This is a genomic window from Mesorhizobium sp. NFR06 (assembly GCF_900115245.1).
In the GTDB taxonomy this organism is placed as follows: Bacteria; Pseudomonadota; Alphaproteobacteria; order Rhizobiales; family Rhizobiaceae; genus Mesorhizobium.
The window spans coordinates 20,047-46,258 of the sequence record NZ_FOVT01000017.1; the positions used below are offsets into that span (position 1 = coordinate 20,047).

A 26,212-nucleotide genomic window follows, 5' to 3' on the forward strand; every position below is an offset into this window, starting at 1 on the left:
CAGAAAACAGGCATGTTTTGCGCGGACTTTCGCGCTTTGCGCGTTCATGTAGCATAGGCCGTCTGGGGCGCAAGGGGCAGACCCGATGGCTGGACGAAGCCGGGGTGCGAACGAGGGCGAGGGAACGACAGCTGGCGTCAGCGAGCGCCTGATGTTTGCCTATGGCACGCCCGCCGAAGCCGCGCCGATTTCGCTTCCAGAACCGCGCCCGGCCGCCCCGGAGACGTTGCCGCCGGGCGACGCGTCCGGCGCTGTTTCGGCGTCCTCGGGCCGGCTTCGCAAGCCGCTCAGTCGCATCAGCCTTCCCGCCTTTCGTCAAAGCATCGGCGCCGCCGCCGCAGCCGAGCTCGACCGCGGCATCGGCTTCCTGCTGGTGCCGGTGTTCCTGGCCGCCGGCGTCACCTATTACTTCTCGCTGACCACCGAGCCCGACCTCTACAGGCCGCTTGCGGCGGTGGCGCTGATGGGCGCCTGCGCGGCGGCGTCGCGTGCCCGGCCGAGAACGCACCTTATCTTCGTGGCGGCGCTTTTCTGCGCCCTGGGCTTTCTGGCTGCCAAGGTGGAAACCTGGCGGGCGGCAACCCCGATGCTCGGATCCGAAATCCAAACGCGACTGACGGGCCGCCTTGTCACCGCCGAGGCGATGGCCAACGGCCGTGTTCGGCTGACCATCGATCTCATTTCCACGGAGCATCCGACACTGCGCTACGCGCCGGAGCGCGTCAGGCTTTCGGCACGGAGGATTCCGCCCGACATGACGGCCGGGTCGACGCTGACCGGCTATGCCAAGCTGCTGCCGCCGACCGGCCCGGTTCGGCCCGACAGCTACGATTTTTCCTTCGACAGCTATTTTTCCGGTATCGGCGGCAGCGGCTTCTTCCTGGGCGACCCGAAGCTGATCGCGCCGGCTGAGGCGCCATTCGGCGCGCGCATGGCATCGGCCATAGAAAATGCCCGCGAAGGGATTGCAGACCACATCAGGAACACCATCGGCGGCTCCGAAGGCGAGATCGCGGCGGCGCTGATCGTCGGCGTGCGCGCCGGCATTCCGGAAGAAATCAACGAGTCGATGCGACGCACCGGCATTTATCACATCATCTCGATCTCCGGCCTGCACATGGCGCTGGTCGCCGGCACGGTCATGTTCCTGCTGCGCGGTGCCTTCGCGCTGTTTCCGGATTTCTCGTCGCGCCGGCCGGTGAAGAAATATGCCGCGGCCATCGCGCTGACGTCGATCGCCGCTTATCTCGTGATCTCGGGTATCGTGGTGGCGGCCGAGCGAAGTTTCATCATGCTCGCCGTGATGCTGGTCGCAGTGCTCTTCGACCGCGCGGCGCTGACGATGCGCAATCTGGCGATTTCGGCGATCGCCGTCATCCTGGTCTCGCCGCATGAAGTGGTCGGCCCGAGCTTCCAGATGTCGTTCGCGGCCACCGCTGCCCTGGTCGGCGCCTATGCCGGCTGGGCCGATTATCGCGCCGGCAAAACGACCGCGCCGCCGGCAAAGCGTTCGTTTCTCGGGTTCGCATCGCGAAGACTGGCGGTTGGAGTGGGCGGCGCTGCCATCACGTCGCTCATCGCAGGCAGCGCGACATTGCTGTTTGCCATCTGGCACTTCCAGCGCGTGTCGCCGCTCAGCCTGCTGGCCAATCTGGCAGTGATGCCTATCGTCTCGCTGATAGTCATGCCGTTCGCCGTGTTGAGCGCGCTGGCGATGCCGTTCGGCTTCGACGGCCCATTCCTCTATGTGATGGGCAAGGGCCTGACGGCGATGATCGCCATTTCGGCATGGATTTCCGAGCGCTCACCGGTCGATGCCGTCGGGCTGATCTCTATCCAGTCGGTGCTGCTGGCGACGATTGCGCTGGTCATCGCGACCATGGCCACCACCTGGCTAAGGCTTGCCGCCATACCCTTCGCGCTCGCCGCGCTGCTGGCCATCCCGCATGTCCGCACGCCGGACGTGCTCATCTCCGAGGACGCGCACCTGGTGGCGATGCCGATCGGCGGTGGCGAACTCGCCATCAACCGCGTACGCTCCAACGAGTTCACCACCGATAACTGGAAACGAGCGTTGAAGGCCGAGGAAGTCGTGCCGCCGGAGACATTCGCCAACGGCGCACTCGGCGTCGCCGATCCCGTCGACCTGCCGCCTGGCTCGCCCTTCTATTGCACCGGAGACCTCTGCATCGGCCGGCATCCTTCCGGCGCGATCGTCGCGCTTGCCGAAAATCGCGACAGCGCGCGGCCGGCCTGCGGCTTTGCCGACCTCATCGTCATCAACGACGCCACGGCCTACAATCCCTGCCGCGATCCGCGCATCCTTGTCGTCACCAAACGGCAGCTGGCGCGCGACGGGAGTGCCGCCGTCTTCTTCGACACGCAATCGGCTACGGCGCAGCCAACCGTTCGCTACGCCGTCGAAAAGCCCTACCGGCCCTGGCATGAGCAGCGCAAATACGCCCGCGAGGCGAGGGGATTGCCGCCTTACAAAAAGCCAGAGAGGACGGGTCCGAAGCCAGCGCAACAAACTCAGTAGCGGCGGATCAGACCGACCAGCTTGCCCTGCACCTTCACACGGTCCGGCCCGAAGATGCGGGTCTCATAAGCCGGATTGGCGGCTTCCAGCGCGATCGACGCGCCCTTGCGGCGGAAGCGCTTGAGCGTCGCCTCCTCGTCGTCGACCAGCGCCACCACAATCTCGCCCGGGCTTGCCGTGTTGGCATTGCGGATGATGACGGTGTCGCCGTCGAAGATGCCGGCCTCGATCATCGAGTCGCCCTTGACTTCCAGCGCATAGTGCTCGCCGCCCGAAATCATATCCGGCGGCACGGTGATCGAATGCGTCTGGTGCTGGATGGCGTCGATCGGCACACCGGCGGCGATGCGGCCCATCACCGGAATGGACACGGCCGAAGCGGCTTCGTCATTGCTGGGGGTCGGCGTGCGCAAGGGGGCTGCCGGCTTGATCTGCCGGCCAAGGGCGCCTTGGCCGCCCTGGATGACGCTTGGCGAAAATTTCTTCGCGGCATTCAGGCCAGGCGCAATCGAATCCGGCAGCCGCAGCACTTCGAGCGCGCGCGCCCGGTTCGGCAGCCGACGAATGAAACCGCGCTCCTCCAGTGCCGTGATCAGCCGATGGATACCCGACTTCGAGGCAAGGTCGAGCGCCTCCTTCATCTCGTCGAAGGATGGAGGAATCCCGCTCTCTTTCAGGCGTTCATGGATGAACATCAGGAGTTCATGTTGTTTGCGCGTCAGCATCGGCGGCCCCCGTTGGGTTCTCAAACCAGAATCAGAAAAACAAACCCAGAACAAACACTATCTGTTCCAGTTGTGTTCCGCAACCGTTTAAAGTTTAATGAATCTGTTAAGGCTGCCGAAACAATGTTGCGTCCGATGATGCCCTGGCCCCCGCCGGTGGGCCTGAGGCCTTGATTCCGTTCTATTTTGCGGCCGGTCCTCAAGCTGAAATGGGTGGCGACGCCGTCGCGAAGGCGCTGGGGTGTCCCTTCGGCTCCTCGGTGTGCGTGGCGCAACGTGAACGAAACGAAGCCAAAACGCCAACCTGGCGGCGACTTCGGCTCACGGTTCATGCCGTCAATGGACCAGCCAACAAAGGACAAAAGGTTCTTGCCGTCCCACGGACGACGGTGAGACAACCGCCCATCGCCGCCCGACGAGATTGCGCGCGCGGCGTTCGGTCGAAATGGGAGGCGGTTGCATAATGTGGGGAATTCCTGATCTCGCTGACGTCGAGGCGATGGACGCAGCGGATCCGCTACGCGCCTTGCGCGATCGCTTCGTCCTGCCCGAAGGCGTGATATACCTCGACGGCAATTCGCTGGGCGCTGCTTCGATCGGAGTCTTCAACGAGATCGAGACCGCCGCCAGGCAGGAATGGGCACAGGATCTCATCCGTGCGTGGAACACCGCCGGCTGGTTCGACATGCCGGTCGAGCTCGGCGATAGGCTCGGGCGTCTGATCGGCGCCGGACCGGGTCAGACCGTGGTGTGCGACACGACCTCTATCAACATCTACAAGGTCCTGCACGCGGCGCTCGCGATGCGGCCCGAGCGCTCGGCGATCGTTGCCGAGGGCGACAGCTTTCCGACCGACCTCTACATGGCGGAAGGGGTGGCATCGACGCGGCACGGCACGGTACTGCGGCTCGAAGGTGTCGATGCCCCGACGATCGAAGAGCTGATCGACGAGGACGTCGCGGTCATCCTGGTCAACCACGTGAACTACAAGTCCGGCCGGCTGCGCGACATAGCAGCGCTGACGCGCAAGGCCCATCTGGCCGGCGCGCTGATCGTCTGGGACCTCTGCCACACGGCAGGCGCCCTGCCGGTCGATCTCGACGGCTCGAATGCCGATTTCGCCATCGGCTGCACGTACAAGTATCTCAATGGCGGGCCGGGCGCGCCGGCCTTCATCTATGCCGCCAGCCGCCACCACGGCGACGTTCACCAGCCGCTCAGCGGCTGGTGGGGCCACGCCAGGCCGTTCGCGTTCGAACAGGGCTATGCCGCCGGCACGGGCATCCGGCGGTTCCTGTGCGGAACGCAGCCAGTGCTGTCGATGCGAGCGCTGAAAGGAGCGCTGGACCTGTGGGACGAAGTCGACATGAAGGCCGTGCGCGAAAAGAGCGTTGCGTTGACGGACCTGTTCATCCGGCTCGTCGAAGCCAAGTGCGGCGGCTTCGGTCTCGAACTGGAAAGCCCGCGCGACGGCGCCGAGCGCGGCAGCCAGGTGTCGTTCGCCCACCCGCATGGCTACCAACTTATGCGCGCCTTGATCGAGCGCGGCGTGATCGGCGATTTCCGCGCGCCGTCGACGGTTCGTTTCGGCTTCACGCCGCTCTATGTCGGCTACCGGGATGTCTGGGACGCCGTCGGCGTGCTGGAAGACATCCTGCGCACAAGCGCATGGCGGGATGCCCGCTTTGCGGTCAAGGCTGCCGTCACCTGAAACGGCTTCGCTCGCTCAATGGGATTTTTCGGCGCGCAGGCGGAATCGCTGTATCTTGCCTGTCGGCGTCTTGGGCAGGGCCGCGATGAACTTGACCGAGCGCGGATATTTGTAAGGCGCGATCGTCGCCTTGACGTGATCCTGGAGGCGCTTGACGGTCGCGGCGTCCGCTATCGCTCCGGGCGCCAGCACGACATGCGCCTCGACGATCTGGCCGCGTTCGGCGTCCTCCGCGCCGATGACAGCGCATTCCGCGACATCCGGATGCGACAGCAGCGCGGCCTCCACCTCCGGTCCGGCGATGTTGTAGCCGGCGCTGACGATCATGTCGTCGGAGCGCGCGGCGAAATGGAAAAAGTCGTCCTCGTCCTGCACAAAGGTGTCGCCAGTCAGGTTCCAGCCGTCGCGGACATATTCCTTTTGGCGGCCGTCGGCCACGTAGCGGCAGCCTGTCGGCCCGCGCACCGCCAGCCGCCCTGCCACGCCGCGCGGCAACACACGCATCTCGGCGTCGACGATGCGCGCCTCGTAGCCGCCCACCGGCTTGCCGGTCGAGCCGGGCTTCATGTCGTCGAAGCGGTTGGAGATGAAGATGTGCAACATCTCGGTTGCCCCGATGCCGTCCAGTATCGGCTTGCCGGTCTTTCGCACCCACTCCTCGAAGACAGGGGCGGGCAAAGTCTCGCCGGCCGAAACGGCAACGCGCAGCGAGGAGAGGTCGGCACCTTCGTCCATGGCCTTCAGCATGGCCCTGTAGGCCGTGGGCGCCGTGAAGGAGATGGTCGCCCTGTAGGTCTCGATGATGTCGATCATATTGGGCGGCGTCGCCTGCTCCAGCAGCGTTGCCGATGCGCCGAAGCGTAAGGGAAAGATGGCGAGCCCGCCGAGGCCGAAGGTGAAGGCGAGCGGCGGGGAGCCGACAAATATGTCGTCGGGCGTCACCTGCAGGATCTCGCGCGGGTAGGCGTCGGCGATGATCATCAGGTCGCGGTGAAAATGCATGGTCGCCTTCGGCACGCCGGTCGTTCCCGAGGTGAAGCCGAGCAGCGCGACATCGTCGCGACCGGTGTCGACAGCCGTGAAAGTGACGGGCTTGTCGAGTGCGGCGCGGTCCAGTTCGGCGTCATGATTGGCGGTACCGTCGAAGCCGACGACCTGTTTGAGGAACGCGCTCTCCTTGGCGCATGCAGTCATTTCGTCAATCAGCCTGGTGTCGCAGAGCGCGATGCTGATTTCCGCCTTGTCGACGATCTTGGCGAGCTCGCCGGCGCGCAGCATCGGCATGGTGTTGACGACGACGGCGCCGGCCTTCGTGGCGGCAAGCCAGCAGGCGACCATGGCCGGATTGTTCGCCGAGCGGATGAGCACCCGGTTGCCGGGCTTCAGACCATAGTTTTCGACCAACGCATGGGCCAGCCTGTTCGTCCAGTCCGACAATTCCTTGTAGGTGCGGCGGCGACCGTTGCCGATCAGCGCGGTGCGATCGCCAAAGCCTTTCTCGACCAGCCTGTCGGTCAATTCGACGCCGGCGTTGAGGCGTTCGGGATAGTCGAAGCCGTGCAGAAGGAAGTCCGGCCATTGCTCCGGCGGCGGCAGGTTATCGCGCGTGAAGGTGTCGGTGTGTGCTGAAGCCCCAAGCATGTTGCGGCTATCCCTTCCTGCTCTCCGGCCGCACCTGTCCGACGACGCCACCTGGGGAGGCGAAGGAATGCAGGTTTCGGCTGTTCCGACAGACCTCCCATTGTCGGCTGTCGTCAGGCAGGATCGCACCGGGTGAGATTTGTTTCAAGCCTAAAATGTTTTGCTCCGGCGCATTGACCTTGTGTCCGCTGCCGGCCATTGCTGATTGAAAGCTACGCGTCTTGGGAGGGTACTGTTGGTGGAACATCGCATCGCGAATTGGGACAATGCCTACGCCAACGGCGCGAACATCGCGGGCGGCGAGCGTTGGCCGGCGGCCTGGGATGGCCCGGCGCAGGCGTTTCGCGAAAAGTTGCTGGCACAGGGCAGGGCGCGGCTCGATATCGTGTACGGCAAAGCGCCCCGCAACCGGTTCGATCTCTTTCTTCCACCTGCCGCGCCAAGGGGGCTCGTGGTGTTCATCCACGGCGGCTACTGGATGGAGTCGGACAAGACCAGCTGGTCGCATCTGGCGGGTGGCGCGGTCAGCCGCGGCTATGCCGTCGCCATGCCTTCCTACACACTTTGCCCCGAGATCAGGATCGGCGGCATTGCCGGCGAAGTCGCGTCGGCGATCGGCAAGGCGGCGGCCATGGTCGATGGTCCGCTGATGCTGACCGGGCACTCGGCCGGCGGACATCTCGCCAGCCGGATGGTGAGCGCAGCCTCGCCGCTGGCATCCGACGTGGCGCGGCGCATACGCCAGGTGGTTTCGATCTCGGGCCTGCACGACCTTCGACCGCTCATGTTCACCGGACTGAACCAGACCCTGAACATCGACGAGCGGGAAGCCTTATGCGAGAGCCCGGCGTTGCTGCGGCCACAGCCGGGAGCCCGCATCACCTGTTGGGCCGGCGGCGGCGAGCGTTCGGAATTCCTGCGCCAGAGCGCGTTGCTCGCCAACATCTGGACCGGGCTCGGCGCCGCCACCGATTCAGTGGTCGAGCCGGATCGGCATCATTTCAATGTTGTCGATGGTCTCGCCGACCCGGATCATCCGCTGACCCGCAGGCTGGTCGACGAATAAGGACTACGATCGGCTGCGCCGACGTTTGAACGATCGGCTGCGCCGACGTTTGTTCAGCGCAGCATCAGCACCCTGCATTCGGCGCCGGCCTGCGCGGCCGGTGCAAAGGGTTCACGCACGATCAGCCCGTTGGCGTCGGCGAGCATCCGCAGCATCGAGGAGTCCTGGATGCCGAAGGGGGTGGCGACCAGCGCGCCGGCTTCCTCGCGCACGACGGCGCGCACATAATCCTGCCTGACGTCGTTGGCTTGCATCGGAGTGCCCAGCCGGGCCGTTCGCACGTCCTGCTTGTGGTCGCGGCCGCCGAGCCGCGCCAGCAGCGGCTTCAAGAACAATTGCGAGCAGACGAGGCTCGCCACCGGATTGCCGGGCAGGCCGATGCAGCGGACATCGCCAAGCCGGCCAAACATCAGCGGCTTGCCGGGCCGCATGGCGATCTTCCAGAAGTCGAGCTGCATGCCCTGGCTGGTGAGCACGTCGTGGATCAGGTCGTGATCGCCGACGGAGGCGCCGCCGAGCGTGACGATGACATCGGCGCGCGCTTCGACCGCTTTCCCGACCAGCGCGGCGATCGCCTTGTGGCAGTCGGCGGCGATGCCGAGGTCGATCGCGCGCGCGCCAACCGACTGGGCGACGGCAGAGACGCCATAGGCATTGGAGGAAATGATCTGGTCGGGGCCGAGTTCACTTCCCGGCGGCAGCAGTTCGTCGCCAGTGGCGATGATGGCAACCAGCGGCCGACGCACCACATTGAGGCTCGGATGGTTGGCGGACGCCGCCAGCGACAGTGCCGCCGGATCGAGCAGGCGGCCTTTTTGGAGCAGTACGTCGCCGCGCAAGAAGTCGAGACCCGCTCGGCGGATGTTACGTCCCGCGGCAGTCGGCTCGGTCACCTCGATCTGACCACCGCCAAGGTCGCGAACGTTTTCCTGGATAACGATGGTGTCTGCGCCTTCAGGCAGTGGCGCGCCTGTGAAGATGCGCACGGTCTCGCCCTTGCCGACAAGGCCGATGAAGCCGCGCCCGGCGGGCGCGATGCCGATCACGGAGAGCCGCGCCGGCACCGAGGCCACGTCCGCAAAGCGTGCGGCATAGCCGTCCATGGCCGAAGCGTTGAACGGCGGCTGGGTGCGCAGCGCGACCACCGGTTCGGCCAGCACCCGGCCGGCCGCTTCGGCCAGCGGCACGCTTTCGCCCGGCAGCGCGGTCGCGCCGTCCAGCAGGCGCTCGAGCGCCTCGGCGACTGGGACCAGCGCCATCGTTAAGAACCCGCCTTGTAGTCACCCGACTTGCCACCGGTCTTCTCGACCAGCCTGATGCCGGAGATAACCATGGCGCGGTCCGCTGCCTTGGCCATGTCGTAGATGGTGAGGCAGGCGACCGAGGCGGCGGTCAGGGCTTCCATCTCCACGCCCGTCTTGCCGGTGACGCGGGCGAGCGCCGTGACCTTAAGGCCAGGCAGCGTGTGGTCCGGCTCGATCTCGACGGCGACCTTGCTGAGAAGCAGCGGATGGCAAAGCGGGATCAGCTCGTGCGTCTTCTTCGCGGCCATGATGCCGGCGATGCGGGCAGTTCCCAATACGTCGCCTTTCTTGGCGTCGCCGGCGAGAATCATCTCCAGTGTTTCGGGCCGCATCGAGACGAAGCCTTCGGCGATTGCCGTGCGGGTCGTCTCGGCCTTGTCGCCGACATCGACCATGTTGGCTTCGCCCCTGGCGCCGAGATGGGTGAGGGCAGGCATGCTCAAACCGCCTCGGCTGGCGCCTTGCCCGTCAGCAGGAGCTCGGTGGCCGCGGCTACGTCCGCCTGCCGCATCAGGCTCTCGCCGACGAGGAAGGTGCCGATGCCGGTTTTCTGCATCCTGAGGCAATCGTCGTGGGTAAAGATGCCGCTTTCGCTGACCAGCAGGTAACCGCCCGGCACCATCGGCGCGAGCCGCTCAGAAGTCTCAAGGCTGGTCTCGAATGTCCGCAGATTGCGGTTGTTGATACCGATCAGCCGCGACGACAGCTTTAACGCGCGTTCCGTTTCGGCCTCGTCATGCACCTCGATCAGGGCGTCCATGCCGAGCTCGAAGGCGATAGCTTCCAATTCGCTCGCCAGGGCATCATCCGCGCTCGCCATAATGATCAGGATGGCGTCTGCGCCCCAGGCTCGTGCTTCGTAGACTTGGTAGGGGTCGAACAGGAAATCCTTGCGCAATGCGGGCAGGGACACTGCCTTGCGCGCGTTGGTGAGAAATTCCGGAGCACCATGGAAAGAGGGGGCGTCTGTAAGCACCGAAAGGCAAGCGGCGCCACCTTTCTGATAGGCCTGCGCCAATGACGGCGGATCGAAATCGGCTCGAATCAAACCCTTCGAAGGGCTCGCTTTTTTGATTTCGGCGATCAGGCCGAAGCTCCCCGCTCTGCGCTTTGCCTCAAGCGCCGCCAAAAAACCGCGCGTCGCATCGGCATCCTTCGCCCGCGCCTTGATCTCGGCTAGCGGTATTTTCGCCTTCGCCGCCGCGATCTCATCGCGCTTATAGGCTTCGATCTTGCGCAGGATATCCGACAAGGCCTTATCCGTTCGAAATCTCGACAAGCTTGTCCAGCACGCCAAGCGCGCGGCCGCTGTCGATCGCTTGCGCCGCCGCCGCGATACCATCGGCAAGTGTCGTCGCCTTGCCGGCCACGACCAGCCCGGCGCCGGCATTCATCAGCACCGTGTCGCGGTAGGCGCCGGCGGCACCGCCCAGCATATCGCGGAGTTCCTTGGCGTTGTAGGCCGCGTCGCCGCCGCGCAGCTCTTCCTTGGCGTGCCGCTTCAATCCAACGGCTTCCGGCGTCAAGGTGAAGCTGCGGATTTCCCCGCCGACGAGCTCCGCAACCTGGGTCTCGCCCGTGGTGGTGATCTCGTCATAGCCATCGCCATGGACGACCCAGGCATGGTCGGCGCCCAGCGCCTTCAGCGTCTCGGCCACCGGCATGATCCACTCCGGCAGGAAGACACCGACCATCTGGCGGCTGACGCCGGCGGGGTTGGACAATGGTCCGAGCAGGTTGAAGATGGTGCGCGTGCCGAGCTCGACGCGGGTCGGCCCGACATGCTTCATCGCCGGATGATGCGCCGGCGCGAACATGAAGCCGACGCCGGCCTCATGGATGCAGCGGCCGATCGTTTCCGGCGAGATGTCGATCCTGACGCCGAGCGCCGTCAGCACGTCGGCCGAGCCGGTCAGCGAGGACAGGCCGCGATTGCCGTGCTTGGCGACCGGCACGCCGGCGGCGGCGATGACGAAGGCCGAAGCGGTCGAGATGTTGACCGAATGCGAATTGTCGCCGCCGGTGCCGACGATGTCGATGGCACCCTGCGGCGCCTCGACGCGCAGCATCTTGGCGCGCATCGTGGCGACCGCGCCGGATATCTCGCCCACCGTCTCGCCGCGCACGCGCAGCGCCATCAGGAAGCCGCCGATCTGGCCGGGCGTCGCGTCGCCCGACATGATAATGTCGAAGGCCTCGCGCGCTTCCTCGAAGGAAAGCGCAGTGCCGGTGGCAACCTTGGCTATATGTGTCTTGAGCGCGCTCATCGTGCCTGTGCTTGCGAAACGGCGTTCGGATCGATGCGAACGTCATATTGCGACTGCAACTGCGCCACCAGCTGGTCGAGCAAGTCGTCGGACATGCCGGCGCCGAAGGATTTCTGCGCATCGTCCGGCACCGCGCTGCCGTCGGCGCCCGCCGGCTCGAAAACCTCGGCGACCTTGAACAGGATCTGGCCGTCGCCGGTGGGCGAGGGGATCAAGCCGGTGCCGCCTTCGCCGACGCCGAACATCGCCGCGGCGCCTTCCTTGCCGAAATCGGCATCGTCAGCCTCGCGCTTCAGGCCGCGCTTGGTCTGCTTCTCGAGCTTGAGCTCGCCGGCGATGACGTCGAGCGTGGTGCCGGCCTTGAGGCGCTTCTCCAGCTCCTGAGCCTTCGCGTCGAGCCGCTTGTCGGTCTCGGCCTCCGTCCAGTCGGCAACGACCTTCTTGCGCACTTCATCCAGCGTGCGGTCGCGCGCCGGCGTGACCGACTGCACCTCGTAGAAGACAAAGCCATTGTCCGTGGTGGTCAGGCCTTCGTTCTCGGTATTGGGCTCGGCCGCGAACACCGACTTGATGAGTTCGGCCGATTCCGGCAGGTCGTTGACGATCGTGCCGTCCGAGCGCTGGCCGGTGCGGTCGATGGCGTCGATGGTGACGACCTTGAGCTTCAGCTTGTCGGCAGCCTGGGCGAGCGAGGCGCCCGAGGCGCGGGTGTCTTCATAGCTGTCATGCACGTCGAGCAGGATGCGGCTCGCTTCGCCCAGCGCCAGATCCTTGCGGATCTGACCGGACACTTCCGAAAGCGGTTTCACGACCTGCGGCTTGATCTCGGTAACGCGCAAGAGCACGGGACCGAAGGCGCCCTGGACGACCGGGCTCACCTCGTTGGCATTGAGCGAGAAGGCCGCGTCGGCCACCGCCTTGTCGGCGATCTTGTCCTTGGCCAGCGTGCCGAGCAGCGTGTCGGCCTGCGTCTTGCCTTCAGCGGTGACGAGCTTGTCGAAAGTGGCGCCTGCCTTCAGCGAATCGTAGGCGGCCTTGGCCGCGTCCGGCGTCTTGAACACCAGCTGCTCGATGGTGCGCATCTCGGGCGTGGTGTAGCGCGCGATATTCTTGTTGTAGTCGTCGCTGATCTGCTGGTCGGTCACCGAGGACGGATCCATGATGTCCTGCGGCTCCAGCCGGACATAGGAGAACTTGCGGTATTCCGGCGCCGCGTAGCTCTTCTTGTTGGCGTCGAAATAGGCGTTGAGGGCGCTGTCGGACGGGACCTCGACCGGCTGCACCAGTGTCTTGGGCAGCACGAGATAGTCGATCGTGCGATCCTCGCCGCGATAGAGCGCGACCGCCTTCAGGAAGGTCTGGGGCACCTTGAGCCCGTCGGAGATCGCCTCGACGATCTGCTGGCGCACTGCCACCTGCGATCGGTTCTTGAGATAGTCCTCGGGCCGCATGCCGAGCTGGCGCAGGAGATACTCGAAGGTCCGGCGATCGAACTGGCCGCCGGGGCCCTTGAAGGCCGGATCCTCGCGCGTCAGTTCGGCCAGGCGATCCTTGGAAAGGCCGAGCCCGAGCTTGCGCGCCTGTTCGTCGAGCACGGCGCCCGACACGAGCTGCGACAGCACCTGGTTGTCGACACCGAGCAGCTTGGCCTGCTCCTGGGTGACGCGCTGGCCGTATTGCTGCGACAGAAGGCTGAGCTGGCGATCATAGGCGAGGCGGTACTCGTTGATCGAGACCTCCGTGCCGCCGGCGGTGATCACCGGATGATGGCCACCCAAAACACCGCCCACCATGCGCGTGGTGGCACCCCAGGCGAGGAAGCTCACCACCAGCAAGGACAGCAACGCCTTCGCGACCCAGGTACCCGCCGCGCTTCTCAATATACCAAGCATGCATACTTCCGATTTTTGCGCATTTTCGCGTGCGCCGAGTCTGAAACAAGCGCAATAGCGCCCTTCCGGTCCACTGTCGATTGCTTTGTGACCTGATTTTGGTAGTGAGGGCGCTGCTTAATGTCGCTCGGAGAATGCGTCCCATGACCCCTGGAATCCGCCCCCTTGTTGCCGGCAACTGGAAAATGAACGGCACCAGCGCCTCCCTCAATGAGCTGCGGTCGATCGGCAACGGGTTCATGAGCGGGCTCGATGCGGAGACCGAGGCGTTGGTGTGCGTGCCGGCGACTTTGCTCCAGCGCGCCGCCGAGATCCTGTCGCGGACGCCGGTGAAGGCAGGCGGCGAGGATTGCCATCCCAAGGAGAGCGGCGCCTTCACGGGCGAGATTTCGGCCGAGATGCTGAAGGATGCCGGTGCAAGCCACGTCATTGTCGGCCATTCCGAGCGCCGCGAACTGTTTGGCGACGACGACGCGATGGTTCACGCCAAGGCATCGGCCGCCTGGCGGGCAGGGCTGGTGGCCATCATCTGCATCGGCGAGACGCGCGCCGAGCGGGAGGCGGGCGCCACGCTCGATGTCCTGTCGCGCCAGCTTGACGGTTCCGTGCCGGCGAGCGCCACCGCCGCCAACACCATAATCGCCTACGAGCCGGTCTGGGCCATCGGCACCGGCCTGACCCCGACCGCAGCCGACGTCGCTGACGCGCATGCGCATATCCGTGGCAAACTGACCGCGCTGCTCGGCGATGCCGCGGCGAGGATGCGCATTCTTTATGGCGGCTCGGTCAAGCCTTCCAACGCGGTGGAACTGCTCGGCGTCCAGAATGTCGACGGCGCGCTGGTCGGCGGCGCCAGCCTGAAGGCGGCCGACTTCCTGGCCATCGCCGAGGCCTACATGAACATCTCATAGGCTCGCGCGGTATAAATCGTTGTAATGGCGGCATTGCTTCCCATATTCCCGGCCACGGGCTTGGAAATGCCGCCAAAGCATTGTAAGGAGCCGCCTCCAAAACACCGGTCGTATGCGCGGTCGCGCAAGACCTCGCCAGGATAAATTATGGAAACCGTACTGATCGTCATCCACCTCATGGTCGTACTCGCCCTTGTCGGCGTGGTGCTGCTGCAGCGCTCCGAAGGCGGCGGCCTGGGCATCGGCGGCGGTTCCGGCTTCATGACGGCGCGGGGTGCCGCCAACGCGCTGACCCGCGCCACCGCAATCCTGGCGGCGGCCTTCTTCGTGACCTCGCTGGCGCTGTCGATCATTGCCCGCTACGGCGAGAAGCCGATCGACATTCTCGACCGGCCGGCCACGTCGAGCCCGGGCAAGGGCGTGCTCAACCAGCTGCCGGGTTCCAATGGTCCGGTGGGCAGCTCGCAGCCCGCGGCTCCGGCCGGCGGCACGACCACCACCACCACGCCGCTTGCCAATGGCACCGCCGCTCCGGCTGCGCCTGCCCCGGCAGCTCCGGCGCCGGCGAATCCGACCACGCCGCCGGCAGCCAACGGCGTCATCTTGCCGGTCACTCCGCAGGTTCCGAACCAGTAGCTGGCCAAGCACCGGCAGTGATCTGTTGTTCTTTGAACACAGTCGCGGCAAATGCGCGCCCGATCACGAAGATTCAACCGGGCGTAGCGCCTGCCTCAGCTTGAGGCGATGACGGCTAATCGACTATAGATTGCGCGCGGCACTTATCGGCGTCCTTGGGGGGCGCCGGGCGACGCCGTGGGCAACTTGCTTTGAACAATCGGATCTTCGCCATGCAGCTTCGCAGCTTCATCCTCTTGGGATTCTGTGCCGTCCTCGGCATGGGTTCCGCGGCCATTGCCGGACCGGCAAACATGGTCTCTTCTCCGTCGGTCGAGAAGACCAACGCAATTCCCGTCGCCGCCAAGAGCGACGCATCGCAGCTGAAGCTTCTCAAGAAGAAGAAAAACCCGACCTCGGACGATCTCGCGCAGATCAGCAAGCTCGAGGCCAAGATCGCGGCCGACAAGGAAGCCGCCAAGGAAAAGGCGCTCGAGGCTCGCAAGGTGGCGATGCGCGAGGCGGCCAAGGCCAAGGCGGATGCCTCGCGCCAGGAGTGGCTCGCCAAAAAGAGCAGCGGGGCGGCCGGCTCGACTGAAGTCGCGGACAACAAGCCGGCCAAGAAGATGGTCAACCTGATCGAGCCGCTGACACCGATCGCTCCGATCGAGACCGCGGAGCCGATCCCCGCCGAAGTTATGAGCATAGCGGCAACGGGCAATAACGGCGAATTGCGCAGCGAACACCCCGGCCAAAAGCAGACGAGCACCGGCGGGCTGTTTGCGGGCCTGTTCGGCGGCGCTCAGTCGGCGACTTCGATCAACTACCTGCCGGAAACCCGCGCGCTCGATTCGGCGCTCGCCAAGAAGGACGCCAGGCGGCCCTTCAAGGTGAAGCCGGAATTCGTGCCGCAGGACGTTTCCTTCTCGGGCTACGAGCCTGGCACCATCGTCATCGATACCAGCGCGCGCCGCCTCTATCTCGTCGAGAGCTATTCGACGGCGCGCCGCTATGCCATCGCGGTCGGCCGCGAAGGCCTGCAGTTCAAGGGCACGGTGGCTGTCGGCGACAAGCAAGAATGGCCGCGCTGGATCCCGACGCTGGACATGCAAAAGCGCGAGCCCAAGCACTACGGCCAGTACAAGGACGGCATGCCCGGCGGCGGCGAAAATCCGCTCGGCGCGCGCGCCATCTACCTCTATGACGGCAAGAAGGATACGCATCTGCGCATCCACGGCACCATCGCGCCGCAGTCGATCGGCACCAGCGCTTCAAATGGCTGCTTCCGGATGATCAACGAGCACGTCATGGACCTCTACAGCCGCGTCAGGATCGGCACCAAGGTAGTCATCATCTAGCGGCCGGGTCGTAACCTCCAACGACCCAGAACGTCAGCATCTGACGCTTGCCATCAAACTGCCGAAGGGCCGGCACCGCCGGCCCTTTCGTTTTGAATGCACCAAAGCCCCTCCACGGGCACCGGCGCCATTTGGGAAAAAGCCTTCGCGGCGGTTTTTTCTCTGGCGGAATCAATCAGGCCGCGTTAAGCGATGACTCCCATGGCGCGATATGTATTCATCACAGGCGGCGTGGTTTCCTCACTCGGAAAAGGCATCGCCGCAGCAGCTCTTGGGGCTCTTCTGCAGGCGCGAGGCTATCGCGCGCGGATCAAGAAGCTCGATCCCTATCTCAATGTCGACCCCGGAACGATGTCGCCATACCAGCATGGCGAAGTGTTCGTGACCGATGACGGCGCCGAGACCGACCTCGATCTCGGCCATTACGAGCGCTTCACGGGGCGCTCGGCCAACCAGCAGGACAACATCACCACCGGCCGCATCTATAAGAACATCATCGAGCGCGAACGGCGCGGCGACTATCTCGGCGCGACCGTGCAGGTGATCCCGCACGTCACCGACGAGATCAAGCATTTCGTGCTGGACGGCAATGACGACTACGACTTCGTGCTGTGCGAAATCGGCGGCACGGTCGGCGACATCGAGGCGATGCCGTTCCTGGAGGCGATTCGTCAGCTCGGCAACGACCTGCCGCGCAACAACGCGGTCTATGTGCATCTGACGCTGATGCCCTATATCCCGACGGCCGGCGAGCTGAAGACCAAGCCGACGCAACATTCGGTCAAGGAATTGCGCGGCATCGGCATCGCGCCCGACATCCTGCTGGTGCGCGCCGACCGGCCGATCCCGAAGGAGGAGCGCCGGAAGCTGTCGCTGTTCTGCAACGTGCGCGAAAGCGCCGTCATCCAGGCGCTCGACGTGCCGCACATCTACGACGTGCCGATGGCTTATCATCAGGAAGGGCTGGATTCGGAGGTGCTTGCCGCCTTCGGCATCGACCCGGCGCCGAAGCCGCGCATGGAGCCCTGGCAGGCATTGTCCAACCGCATCCACAATCCGGAAGGCGAGGTGACGATCGCCGTCGTCGGCAAATATACCGGCCTGAAGGACGCTTACAAATCGCTGATCGAGGCGCTCTCGCATGGCGGCCTCGCCAACCGCGTCAAGGTCAAGCTCGACTGGATCGAAAGCGAGATCTTCGAGAAGGAAGATCCGACGCCGTGGCTGGAGAAGGTGCATGGCATCCTCGTCCCCGGCGGCTTTGGCGAGCGTGGCTCGGAGGGCAAGATCCTGGCGGCGAAGTTCGCGCGCGAACGCAAGGTGCCTTACTTCGGCATCTGCTTCGGCATGCAGATGGCCTGCATCGAGGCGGCCCGTTCGCTGGCCGGCGTCGACCATGCGTCGTCGACCGAGTTCGGTCCGACCGATGAGCCGGTCGTCGGCCTGATGACCGAGTGGCTGAAGGGCAACATGCTGGAAAAGCGCAGGGCCACCGGCGATCTCGGTGGCACGATGCGGCTCGGCGCCTATCAGGCTGAGCTCGCCAAGGGTTCGAAGATCGCCGAAATCTACGGCGACACGCAGATTTCCGAACGTCATCGCCATCGCTACGAGGTCAATGTCGACTACAAGGAGCGGTTGGAGGATTGCGGCCTGGTCTTTGCCGGCATGTCGCCTGACGGCGTGCTGCCGGAGACGGTCGAATATCCCGATCATCCCTGGTTCATCGGCGTGCAGTACCACCCGGAACTGAAGAGCCGGCCGCTCGATCCGCACCCGCTGTTCGCGAGCTTCATCTCGGCGGCTGTGGACCAGTCGCGGCTGGTCTGAGCTATCGGCTGGCGGACAGCCGATGCAGACCTATGTTGCATTGCTCTACAGCATTGGTCTCGGCGAAGGCCGACGCCTCGTCATGTCGGACTTCAAGGCGATGGCCGAAGGCCTCGGCTTCAGCAATGTCCGCACGCTGGTTTCGACCGGCAACCTCGTCTTCGAGGCGCGCACAACCAAAATTTCCGCTCTCGAACAGCGGCTGGAGAGGGCGTTCGAAAGGAGCTTCGGCCGCCATGTCGACATCATCGTGCGCGGCGCCGAGGATTGGTTGAAACTTGCGGCGTCCAATCCGTTCCCTGCCGAATCGGCGGAGGCCGGCGACCAGGTCGCGGTTCGGGTGATGCGCCAACCCGTCGCCGACGAAGCCCTGTCGGGACTTCAGGCCCGTGCCGCCGACGATGAGAGGGTGCTTCTGGTCGGCGGCGACATCTGGCTCGTCTTTTCGCGCAAGCGGTCGAGTTCGCGGCTGCTTGGCGCCGCCAATCACAAGCGGCTGGGCGTCGGTACGTCGCGCAACTGGAACACGGTGCGCCGCTTGGCGGAGATGGTGGGCAGTAGGCAGTAGGCAGTAGGCAGTAGGCAGTAGGCAGTAGGCAGTAGGCAGTAGGCAGTAGGTGGCATTCTCTATTGCCTGATCCCTACTGCCTACTGCCTCGTTTCAAGCCTTCGCCACCTTCGCTCCGGCGCCCAATGCCATGGTGCGCAGCACGTAGTAGACGGCGCCGGCGATCGCCACGCCGAAGAACCAGCCATAGACGCCCCACCAGGACGGCAGCCAGTGGGTGAAGTTGGGCAGGATCGAGGAGAAGATCGCGCCGATGCCGGCGGCGATGAAGGCGTTGACGTGCCAGCCGCTCTGGAAGCGGAATTCGCCGTGCTCGCGGTAGAGCGCCTCGACATCGACCTCGCTTTTGCGGATCAGATAATAGTCCACCATCATGACGCCGAAGATCGGCCCCATCGTCGCGCCGATGACGTTGACGAAGGAAGCAGCACTGCCTTCCCACGGCGCGAAGGGATAGAGCACCAGCGCAATCAGCGCCGCGATGTAGCCGCCTTTCTTGAAGTCGATCTGGCGCGGGAAGACGTTGGAGAAATCGAACGCCGGCGACACGAAATTTGCCACGACATTGATGCCCAGCGTCGCCACCGCGAAGGTCAATGCGGCGAGGGCGGCCAGGAACCAGCTGTCGAACTTGGCCGAGATCTGGTCGGGATGGAGCAGCACTTCGTGATAGACGTCGTACGCGGCAATCGTGGTGACGCCGGCCACAAGCGAGAACAGGATGAGGTTGACCGGCAGGCCCCAGATGTTGCCCTTGCGCAACGCCGCGTTGTCCGGCGCGTAGCGGGCGAAATCGCAGAAGTTGAGGTAGAGCGCGGAGAAATAGGTCACCCAGATCGCCGCCACCGCAAACAGCGCTGTCCAGGAACCGGGCTCGCCCGGAACGCCGGCGTCCTTGGTCTTGTCCAGCAGCACATCCATCGGAATGTCGCTGGTAAAGGCGAACGTGCCCGACTTCACGCAAAGATAGATGGCCAGGATCAGCATCATCACCCACACGGCCGGGCCGGCCCAGTCCTGGAAACGGCGCACGGTCTCCATGCCCTTCTGGATGATCAGCAACTGCAGCGCCCAGATGATGACGAAGCAGATCACCTCCAGGGTCGAATGTCCCAGAAGATGCGAGCTCTTGTTGAATTCATCGAACCATTGCAGGCGTGTCAGCAGCGCAACGATGGCGCCTGAAGCCGCGGCCGTCTGCGCGCCGTACCAGAAGCAGGCGACGACGGCGCGCACCAGCGCCGGGACGTTGGCACCCCAGATGCCGAAGGAGGCGCGGGCAAGCACGGGGTAGGGCACGCCGGTTTTGACACCGGCATAGCCGACCAAGTTCATCAGCGCGTAGATTATCAGCGAGCCGATGCCGATGGCGATGATGAAGTTGACGAAGCCGCCGCAGAACAGAAACAGGCTGGCCGCCAGATAGTAGCCCCAGAGGCTGTGGACATCCGAGGTCCAGACGTTGAAGATCGAAAACGGCCCCCAGTTCCTGACCGTTGCCGGAGCCAGGTCCTCATTATAGAGGCCAGGCGATGCGCCTTGAATGGTCATTGCAAGTGTTCCCCTCTTTTGCAAAACGCGCCCTCACGCGTTGACCGCAGAGGTTAAGCCTGACGCAGGGGAACCGGCAAGCAACCCATTTGCCGGCTTTCACCTTAAAGACATTCAATGAGAATCGCCATTATCGCAGGCGCCAAACCTGGATCGGAATTGAGTCGCCGCGCCTTTCGTGCATATCGTGGCCAACCGGCCGGGTTCCAAAGTTTTTCCAGCGGCAACCAAATTTGTTTGGAACCGAACCGCGAGACATGCGTTCTATAAGGTTCGACTGCGCTGCGGTCGAACCGGGAGGATAACGATGGATCGCTTGCATTTCTTTACCCCAGTGCGAATTGCGCGTGGGCAGGGGCACCCTGTGGAGGAAGTCGATAGCGTCTCCGAGGCGATGGTGTTCCTGCGGAAGTGGCCAACGGGAAGGCGCGGCCCGGTTTATCAATGCGCCCTGAACTGCTGCGCGGCGGCAATGTCGGGCAAGATGACGGCCGAGGAAGCGAGAAAGGCCTTTGTCGGCTTTGCCCGCATCACCCGGCTGCTCGACGACGACATGGCGCTGCCCTTGGGCGGCCCGTCCATGGACAACGTCTACGACTTGAGGCGTTAGCTGGCTCGGATCCTCTGGCTGCTCCTGACGGAGGCCGGACCCTTGAGTTGATGGAGCGCCGGCCCCAGCGGCCGACGCCGGGTGGCAGTGCGCGTGAGCGCTGCCGCGTTTCTAATTTTCCCTGAAGGTACGCGTGAGGGAAGCCTCGACCGGTTCGCATTAGCTTCGTGACTCAGGGTTCGCGGATGCTTTCGTCGAGACCACGCAGGAGCGGATAGAGGAAATATGACAAGATCGTGCGGTTGCCCGCCTTGATCTCCGCGGATACCGCCATGCCGGGGATCAAGCGAAAACTGCTCGGCACATCACGCAGGTCGGTCGCGGTCAACTCCACCCGTGCCTTGTAGTACGGACGCTGCTGCCCACCATTCTTCGGATCCGGCGTGAAGGTATCGTCCGAGACGGTTCGAACCTTACCCGACAGAGTACCGTGCTTCTGGAAGGGCCACGCCTCGAGTTTCAGGCGAACTTCACTGCCGGGCTCGACATGGCCGACATCGAGCCCCCCGACAGAGACTTCTGCCTCCAACGGAGAGCCCAGAGGAACGAGGGTGTAGAGCGGCTCTGCTTCCTTCAAGACCGAGCCAACAGTGCGCTGCGCCACTTCGAGCACGATCGCATCGGCGGGTGCGGTTAGCACCGTAACAGCCTTCCGCCGCACCGCCTTGTCGAGTTCTCTGGCCGCGGCATCGTGTTCGCGGCGCGCTTGGACCAGCTCCTCAGCGGTCTTCTGGCGGAACTCTGCGAGGTAAGCCGCTTCCTCGGCCTTCAAGTGCTCCACATTCTCCTCGAGCTCAGCCATGTTATTGCCCGCAAGCAGCATTTCCTGCTCGACCTGCAGCCGCTGACCTTTGGCAGAGAGATAGTCGATCTTCGAGCCGACCTCCCTCTTCACCAGAGCGTCCCGTATCGTCTCGAGATCCTTTGCCACGCCAAGGCGAACCTCCAATGCCTCGCGATCGGCGCTCTTGGTTGCCATCTGGGCTTGAACATTACGGATCTGCCGATCGTAAGAAGCCAGCTTTGCCTTGTTCTCCTCGATCCTCCGGATCCATATCGTCGACTGCAGGCGCGTTTCGTCATCCAGGTTTTGGGGCTTGTACGGCCGGTCGTCGAGCTCGGACTCGAGCCGCCCGATTTGCGCGGCGAGGCTCGCGACCTTTCCCCGCAATTGGTCGGCATCAGCTTCACTGAAAGTCGCGTCGAGGGTCGCCAATGCGTCGCCTTTCCGCACGATGTCGCCCACCTTGGCGTCGATGCTGCGCACGGTCGAGATCTCAAGCGGCTGCACCACAATCATCGAGGCCGTCGTCACCAGCTTGCCCGGTGCGACCACGATCTGGTCGACCTTGGCCACCGACGCCCAAACGCCTGCGACCATGATGACCGCGACAAGTACGTACAGCGTGGCCCCCACGACCCAGGGCGGACGCCGCTCGTCGATCTTGCGGGCATCGCTTTGAAAGTCTCTCACCGCTGGAAGGAGCGTGCTCATCGGGCAAGATGCCTGTTCTGCTGGTTCCATAGCTGTCGGTAAGTCATGCAGCGGGACAGAAGTTCGCCATGTTTCCCGTGATCGACGATCCGGCCGCGATCGAGCACGACGATGGCGTCCGCTGCGACGAGCGAGGACAGACGGTGCGAAACCATGACCACGGTTCGCCCCTCGGCAATGCGGGCAAGGTTTGCCTGGACGATCGCCTCGCTCTCGGGATCAAGCGCGGAGGTCGCCTCGTCCAGGATGAGGATGCGCGGTTGGCGCAGCAAGGCACGGGCGATCGACAGGCGCTGCTGCTGGCCGCCCGACAGGTTGGTGCCGCCCTCCTCGAGCAAGGTGTCGTAGCCCTGCGGCAGAAGCTTGATGAACTCGTCGGCGCCCGCCATCGTCGCGGCGTGGACGATCTCCTCCAGGGTCGCATCTGGCCTGGTCGCCCCGATGTTCTCGCGCACGGTGCCGCGGAACAGAAAGCACTGCTGCATCACGACGCCGACGTTGCTGCGCAGATGCGGGAGGTCGAGCTCGCGAATTTCATGACCGTCGATCCGCACCGAGCCGTGCTGGATCGGGTACGTGCCGCGCATCAGCCGCGTCAATGTCGACTTGCCCGAGCCGCTGCGGCCGACGATGCCGAAAACCGAACCGACCGGGATGGTCAGCGACACGTCGTTCAGGGCCGGCGGAGCGCTTTCGCTGTAGCGGAAGATCACATGCTCGAACTCGACCGTGCCCGCGATCGGCGGGCGCAGGCCGCGCACATTCGGTGGCCGTTCCGGACTGCGGTTCATGATGTTGCCGAGCATTCGCACCGAGAGCCCGGCCTCCTGGTAGCCTTGCACCAGACCGACGATCTGTGAGAGCGGCGTGGTGACCCGGCCCGACAGCATGTTGAACGCGATCAGCGCGCCCACCGTCATCTGGTTGTCGAAGACCAGCAGGGCACCAACGCCGACGACCGCAACCGTCAGCAGCTTTTCGAGGAGCCCGATCACCGCCTGCGCCGAGGTCGAAATCCGCCCGACGTCGAACCGCGACTCGGCGGCCTGGGCGCAGAGCGCGTCCCAGTCGCGCTGGCGCAAGGGCTCGGTCGCCAACCCCTTGACCGTTTCCATGCCGTGGATGGTCTCGACGAGATAGGCCTGACGCTGCCCTTCGGCCTCGTAAAGGACGCGCAACTTGCGGCGGTAGAGCGGGATCAGCCCGCCGATCACACAAGCGGTGAGGGCGGAAAAGCCGAGCACCATTATGGCGAGGCGGCCGCTGTAGAGGAACAGCAGCGGCACGATCACCAGCAGCGAGGTGGCGTCGAGCAACGTCAGGAAGAGGCGGCCGGTCAGAAACTCCCGGATCTTCTCGACCTGCTGCATGTGCTTGGTGATGACACCGGCCGAGGCGCGCTCGAAGAAATCGATCGGCAACGACAGCAGACGCGCGAAGGTGCGGATCGAGGTGCGCACATCGATTCGCGCCGAGGCGTAGACCAGCAAGATGCGTCGCAGATAGTTGAAAATTGCCTCGAACATGACCGCGGCGCTGACCCCGATGGCGAGCACAGCGAGCGTCGTATAGGCCTGGTGCACGAGCACCTTGTCGACCGTGATCTGGATGAAGATCGGCAGAGCAAGCGCCAGCACCTGCAACGCGACCGCCGCCACCGCGATGTCGCGAAACATCGCCCCGTTGCGGACGACTTCCGGGAGGAACCAGGTAAAGCCGAAGGGCCGGCTTTCATCCGTCAGCGCGAATGAGCGGCGCAGCAGCAGGAGCTCGCCGGTCCACTTCCTGCAGAACGTCGTCTGGTCGAGGGGCAATACCGCGAGGCGGTCGGCGAGGGGGTCAAGGACCCGGACCTTGTTCTCGTTGAATCCGAGCAGGATGACGCTGTTGCCGTTTGACAGCCGGGCCATCACCGGATAGGCGTCGCCGAGGCGTTGCAGGTCCTTCCACCCGGCCTTCAATTTGCGGCTGCGCATGCCGCTGCTGCGGGCGATCTTCGGAAGCAGCCGGGTGATGTCGTCGTCGGGCCGCAGCGCAAAGTCGTGCTTGATGCGCTCGGGGGAAAGATCGATGCCGTAGTGCCGCCCGATGGCGACAAGGCACTGCAGTGCGGTTTCGACTGGAGATCCTTCCATGTTGCCGTGCAGATAGCTCGCAGTGTCACCCTTGACGGCGCGGAGGGTGGAGGAGCGCGTTCGGGCCATCCAGGTCAGGACGAGCCATACGAACACCGTACACAGCAGGAACTGAACCGGGGGGCTCGGCCTGTGGGGCCACTCGGCGACCAGCCCGTGCCCGGCGGCGACGAGTGTGGCGAGCGCATCGGACAACCAGCGATTCAGTTCGCCGTAGAGATCGTTCATGGCTCTGGCTCCGCGGCGTGCTGGCTGGTCGGCGCGTGGACGGGCGCCGTGACGCTAACGGGCCTCGGCGTGCTCCCGCTTCCGCTGCGCCATGAAGGGCGGCGAGGGGCTCTGTTCGGCATGAGGCACTGACGCATTTCGGTTATTGCTCGTCGCTGAAATTCGGCGATTTCGGCAGCCGCAGCGCCGTTGCCGCGGGTGTTGCCGCCGCAGGCCATGCCGGCTGCGGCATCAGCTGCACCACCGTCGCTCCAGCTCCTCCCGTTTCCTCTCCGAGCGGCGGGGGAGACGTGGGCTGGGAGCCCGGCTCGGCTCCCGGCGACGGCTGCTGCGACCGGATCACGCCCGCCTTCTCGAGCTGTTCGCGCATGCCGTTCTGCGTCTGCAGCATTTGAGAGAAGGCCTTCAGGCTGGTGATCAGCCGCTGCGTCACGCGCGGCTCGGAGCCCGACAGCGAGACCAGCTCGATACGGATCATGCCGTGCTTGAGCGAGATCTCGCCAAACGCGTCGACAAAGGTTTCGGGTACCGTGTCCATTGCCCAACCCCCAGTTCTACGAGAAGGGCGGCCGGGCGAGTGCCCGGCCGCGAAGAGTGCACCGTCAGGCGAGAGCGATTGAGAACTGGCTCTGCTTGGTGTCGTTATCCCCGTCGGTGAGAGTCGCCGTCAGGTTCATGTTGAGTGGTTCAGGCAAGAACGACTGCTGGATGCTGAACTGGATCACCGGGATCTTGATCGTGCCATTCGCCATCGTCAGCTGGACAGCGTCGATCTGAGGGCCGCCCGCGACGTCCGAGATCTCAAACGACTTGCCGCCGTTGGCGACTCCCGATGTAACAGGGGTAAGATCGGTGTCCTTGACTTTCGCATACGCACTGACTGTCCCGTCGCTATAGTAGACGCGGTATTCGAGGTCCTCCGTGCCCGGGTTGTAACCACCCACCGAGTTGTCGATGAACACTTTAACCTTGTCCACCAGCTGCGAGGGATTGACGACAAAGCTTTCGTCGGTGGATTGGATATTGGCCCCCGACCCATCCAGGTTGTTGTTGTTGATCCCGATACCCGAGGTCGACACGTTCATCTGTGTCGAGCTGTTGATCAAGGCGGCCGGGATCTGATTGGGCGGCCCGAGCAAGGCATCGATCTGAGCCTTGGTCAGGTCCTGCTGCCCGAGTTTCACCAGGTCCAGGAAGTCTTGTGGAGGAGTGTGGGTGCCATCATTTTGACTCCCGTTGGTCGCAGGCCCGGTCGGCACAGCGCCAAAGAACACTACTCTCTCTCCGGTCGCGGGTCCGCTCGAGAAGTTCAGTTGCTGCACTGGATCGGGGCCCCCAGGCGCCAGCGAACCCTGCGAAGTGTCGAAGTTGACGATCGACGGGGGCGGGGTCGTCACGGAGATCGTGTAGGTGTCAGCCACCGGCTTGAATGCCAGCGTGAACGCCACTGAATCCGAGATGCCGTCACCATTGAAATCGGCATTGATCGTCCCGTTGAAGACGTAGTTGCCGTTTACGTCGGTTGTCGTGGCGGTCCCAAGCGAGGTGTTGACGGTCACGGTAGAATGGGCGTCAATCGTGTAGTTGTTCAGGGTTATGTTCAGTGACTTGAACCCGTCGGCGCCAGGACCTTCGGGCCAGGTGCTGCCGCCGCCTGCTGCGTAGGTCCCGTTGGTGATGTTATGGACCGTGATCGATGGGCCGTCATCCTTGAAGGCGAGCAGCGGGGTGAGGTCGAGCGGCGCAGAGGCATGGTCGCCGTCTCC

Annotated in this window: 21 protein-coding genes; 9 read left to right on the top strand and 12 right to left on the bottom strand. The window is 64.3% G+C overall.

Going from position 1 to position 26,212, the window contains the following annotated elements; translation table 11 throughout:
• Positions 1-85 precede the first annotated feature (85 nt).
• Positions 86-2,539 carry a ComEC/Rec2 family competence protein gene (locus F3H96_RS24595; protein WP_149804281.1) on the top strand — a complete coding sequence of 818 codons (2,454 nt, stop codon included), beginning with the start codon at positions 86-88 and terminating at the stop codon, positions 2,537-2,539.
• Here the strand turns inward: F3H96_RS24595 and lexA are convergent.
• The gene (gene lexA / locus F3H96_RS24600) at positions 2,533-3,264 is read right to left on the bottom strand and encodes a transcriptional repressor LexA (protein ID WP_149804282.1); all 732 of its coding nucleotides are present in this window, start codon (positions 3,262-3,264) and stop codon (positions 2,533-2,535) included. The genes F3H96_RS24595 and lexA overlap by 7 nt on opposite strands.
• A 463-nt stretch (positions 3,265-3,727) precedes the next feature.
• Here lexA and kynU point away from each other — a divergent pair, with 463 nt between their 5' ends.
• Positions 3,728-4,975 (top strand): kynureninase, encoded by a 1,248-nt coding sequence (gene kynU, locus F3H96_RS24605; RefSeq protein WP_149804283.1) that lies wholly within the window; start codon positions 3,728-3,730, stop codon positions 4,973-4,975.
• A 15-nt stretch (positions 4,976-4,990) separates the two neighbouring features.
• On the opposite strand, the gene F3H96_RS24610 is transcribed toward kynU, so the two are convergent.
• On the bottom strand, positions 4,991-6,616 hold the full coding sequence (locus tag F3H96_RS24610) for an AMP-binding protein (RefSeq protein ID WP_149804284.1): 1,626 nt from the start codon (positions 6,614-6,616) through the stop codon (positions 4,991-4,993).
• A 235-nt stretch (positions 6,617-6,851) separates the two neighbouring features.
• Here F3H96_RS24610 and F3H96_RS24615 point away from each other — a divergent pair, with 235 nt between their 5' ends.
• Positions 6,852-7,682: an alpha/beta hydrolase gene (locus F3H96_RS24615; protein ID WP_149804285.1), complete on the top strand. Its 831-nt coding sequence runs from the start codon at positions 6,852-6,854 to the stop codon at positions 7,680-7,682.
• A 53-nt stretch (positions 7,683-7,735) separates the two neighbouring features.
• Here F3H96_RS24615 and glp read toward each other — a convergent pair whose 3' ends face one another.
• The 5 genes from glp to F3H96_RS24640 are packed head-to-tail and all read right to left on the bottom strand — an operon-like array spanning position 7,736 to position 13,145.
• The gene (gene glp / locus F3H96_RS24620; RefSeq protein WP_149804286.1) at positions 7,736-8,941 is read right to left on the bottom strand and encodes a gephyrin-like molybdotransferase Glp; all 1,206 of its coding nucleotides are present in this window, start codon (positions 8,939-8,941) and stop codon (positions 7,736-7,738) included.
• Between the two features lie 2 nt (positions 8,942-8,943).
• Complete coding sequence (gene moaC, locus F3H96_RS24625) at positions 8,944-9,423, bottom strand: cyclic pyranopterin monophosphate synthase MoaC (RefSeq protein WP_149804287.1); 480 nt, start codon at positions 9,421-9,423, stop codon at positions 8,944-8,946.
• Positions 9,424-9,425: 2 nt separating this feature from the next.
• Complete coding sequence (gene trpC / locus F3H96_RS24630) at positions 9,426-10,238, bottom strand: indole-3-glycerol phosphate synthase TrpC (RefSeq protein WP_149804349.1); 813 nt, start codon at positions 10,236-10,238, stop codon at positions 9,426-9,428.
• 4 nt (positions 10,239-10,242) lie between these two features.
• On the bottom strand, positions 10,243-11,253 hold the full coding sequence (gene trpD, locus F3H96_RS24635) for an anthranilate phosphoribosyltransferase (RefSeq protein ID WP_149804288.1): 1,011 nt from the start codon (positions 11,251-11,253) through the stop codon (positions 10,243-10,245).
• The gene (locus tag F3H96_RS24640; protein WP_149804289.1) at positions 11,250-13,145 is read right to left on the bottom strand and encodes a peptidylprolyl isomerase; all 1,896 of its coding nucleotides are present in this window, start codon (positions 13,143-13,145) and stop codon (positions 11,250-11,252) included. The genes trpD and F3H96_RS24640 overlap by 4 nt, the downstream gene beginning before the upstream one ends.
• 143 nt (positions 13,146-13,288) lie before the next feature.
• On the opposite strand from F3H96_RS24640, the gene tpiA reads away from it, so the two are divergent.
• The 5 genes from tpiA to F3H96_RS24665 all read left to right on the top strand — a co-directional run bounded on the left by tpiA (position 13,289) and on the right by F3H96_RS24665 (position 18,427).
• Positions 13,289-14,056 carry a triose-phosphate isomerase gene (tpiA, locus tag F3H96_RS24645; RefSeq protein WP_149804290.1) on the top strand — a complete coding sequence of 256 codons (768 nt, stop codon included), beginning with the start codon at positions 13,289-13,291 and terminating at the stop codon, positions 14,054-14,056.
• A gap of 147 nt (positions 14,057-14,203) precedes the next feature.
• Positions 14,204-14,692, top strand: coding sequence for a preprotein translocase subunit SecG (gene secG / locus F3H96_RS24650; RefSeq protein WP_149804291.1), 489 nt, complete (start codon positions 14,204-14,206; stop codon positions 14,690-14,692).
• A 212-nt stretch (positions 14,693-14,904) separates the two neighbouring features.
• Positions 14,905-16,029, top strand: coding sequence for a L,D-transpeptidase (locus tag F3H96_RS24655; RefSeq protein WP_149804292.1), 1,125 nt, complete (start codon positions 14,905-14,907; stop codon positions 16,027-16,029).
• Positions 16,030-16,221: 192 nt separating this feature from the next.
• Positions 16,222-17,859 carry a CTP synthase gene (locus tag F3H96_RS24660; RefSeq protein ID WP_149804293.1) on the top strand — a complete coding sequence of 546 codons (1,638 nt, stop codon included), beginning with the start codon at positions 16,222-16,224 and terminating at the stop codon, positions 17,857-17,859.
• A gap of 22 nt (positions 17,860-17,881) precedes the next feature.
• Positions 17,882-18,427 carry a DUF1697 domain-containing protein gene (locus F3H96_RS24665; RefSeq protein WP_149804294.1) on the top strand — a complete coding sequence of 182 codons (546 nt, stop codon included), beginning with the start codon at positions 17,882-17,884 and terminating at the stop codon, positions 18,425-18,427.
• Between the two features lie 93 nt (positions 18,428-18,520).
• On the opposite strand, the gene F3H96_RS24670 is transcribed toward F3H96_RS24665, so the two are convergent.
• Positions 18,521-19,978 carry an NCS1 family nucleobase:cation symporter-1 gene (locus F3H96_RS24670; protein WP_149804295.1) on the bottom strand — a complete coding sequence of 486 codons (1,458 nt, stop codon included), beginning with the start codon at positions 19,976-19,978 and terminating at the stop codon, positions 18,521-18,523.
• Positions 19,979-20,285: 307 nt separating this feature from the next.
• On the opposite strand from F3H96_RS24670, the gene F3H96_RS24675 reads away from it, so the two are divergent.
• On the top strand, positions 20,286-20,588 hold the full coding sequence (locus tag F3H96_RS24675) for a DUF982 domain-containing protein (RefSeq protein WP_149804296.1): 303 nt from the start codon (positions 20,286-20,288) through the stop codon (positions 20,586-20,588).
• Positions 20,589-20,760: 172 nt separating this feature from the next.
• On the opposite strand, the gene F3H96_RS24680 is transcribed toward F3H96_RS24675, so the two are convergent.
• The 4 genes from F3H96_RS24680 to F3H96_RS24695 all read right to left on the bottom strand — a co-directional run.
• Positions 20,761-22,083 (bottom strand): HlyD family type I secretion periplasmic adaptor subunit, encoded by a 1,323-nt coding sequence (locus F3H96_RS24680; protein ID WP_188131518.1) that lies wholly within the window; start codon positions 22,081-22,083, stop codon positions 20,761-20,763.
• A complete protein-coding gene (locus F3H96_RS24685) occupies positions 22,080-24,218 on the bottom strand; it encodes a peptidase domain-containing ABC transporter (protein WP_149804350.1) in 2,139 nt (712 codons plus the stop codon). Before F3H96_RS24685 ends, F3H96_RS24680 begins: the two co-directional genes overlap by 4 nt.
• Positions 24,219-24,588: 370 nt before the next feature.
• Entirely contained in the window at positions 24,589-24,984 is a 396-nt protein-coding gene (locus F3H96_RS24690; protein ID WP_149804298.1) for a hypothetical protein, read from the bottom strand.
• Positions 24,985-25,048: 64 nt separating this feature from the next.
• A partial coding sequence (locus tag F3H96_RS24695) for a hypothetical protein (RefSeq protein WP_210248170.1) occupies positions 25,049-26,212 on the bottom strand: 1,164 nt, incomplete at its 5' end.

Bases quoted from the DNA above. Each gene is read 5' to 3' on its own strand.
- F3H96_RS24690 (WP_149804298.1), bottom strand. From the start codon at position 24,984: ATGGACACGGTACCCGAAACCTTTGTCGACGCGTTTGGCGAGATCTCG.
- F3H96_RS24680 (WP_188131518.1), bottom strand. From the start codon at position 22,083: ATGAGCACGCTCCTTCCAGCGGTGAGAGACTTTCAAAGCGATGCCCGC.
- F3H96_RS24665 (WP_149804294.1), top strand. From the start codon at position 17,882: ATGCAGACCTATGTTGCATTGCTCTACAGCATTGGTCTCGGCGAAGGC.
- kynU (WP_149804283.1), top strand. From the start codon at position 3,728: ATGTGGGGAATTCCTGATCTCGCTGACGTCGAGGCGATGGACGCAGCG.
- F3H96_RS24685 (WP_149804350.1), bottom strand. From the start codon at position 24,218: ATGGAAGGATCTCCAGTCGAAACCGCACTGCAGTGCCTTGTCGCCATC.
- F3H96_RS24655 (WP_149804292.1), top strand. From the start codon at position 14,905: ATGCAGCTTCGCAGCTTCATCCTCTTGGGATTCTGTGCCGTCCTCGGC.
- F3H96_RS24670 (WP_149804295.1), bottom strand. From the start codon at position 19,978: ATGACCATTCAAGGCGCATCGCCTGGCCTCTATAATGAGGACCTGGCT.
- F3H96_RS24595 (WP_149804281.1), top strand. From the start codon at position 86: ATGGCTGGACGAAGCCGGGGTGCGAACGAGGGCGAGGGAACGACAGCT.
- glp (WP_149804286.1), bottom strand. From the start codon at position 8,941: ATGGCGCTGGTCCCAGTCGCCGAGGCGCTCGAGCGCCTGCTGGACGGC.
- trpD (WP_149804288.1), bottom strand. From the start codon at position 11,253: ATGAGCGCGCTCAAGACACATATAGCCAAGGTTGCCACCGGCACTGCG.
- secG (WP_149804291.1), top strand. From the start codon at position 14,204: ATGGAAACCGTACTGATCGTCATCCACCTCATGGTCGTACTCGCCCTT.
- moaC (WP_149804287.1), bottom strand. From the start codon at position 9,423: ATGCCTGCCCTCACCCATCTCGGCGCCAGGGGCGAAGCCAACATGGTC.
- tpiA (WP_149804290.1), top strand. From the start codon at position 13,289: ATGACCCCTGGAATCCGCCCCCTTGTTGCCGGCAACTGGAAAATGAAC.
- F3H96_RS24610 (WP_149804284.1), bottom strand. From the start codon at position 6,616: ATGCTTGGGGCTTCAGCACACACCGACACCTTCACGCGCGATAACCTG.
- lexA (WP_149804282.1), bottom strand. From the start codon at position 3,264: ATGCTGACGCGCAAACAACATGAACTCCTGATGTTCATCCATGAACGC.
- F3H96_RS24660 (WP_149804293.1), top strand. From the start codon at position 16,222: ATGACTCCCATGGCGCGATATGTATTCATCACAGGCGGCGTGGTTTCC.
- F3H96_RS24675 (WP_149804296.1), top strand. From the start codon at position 20,286: ATGGATCGCTTGCATTTCTTTACCCCAGTGCGAATTGCGCGTGGGCAG.
- F3H96_RS24640 (WP_149804289.1), bottom strand. From the start codon at position 13,145: ATGCTTGGTATATTGAGAAGCGCGGCGGGTACCTGGGTCGCGAAGGCG.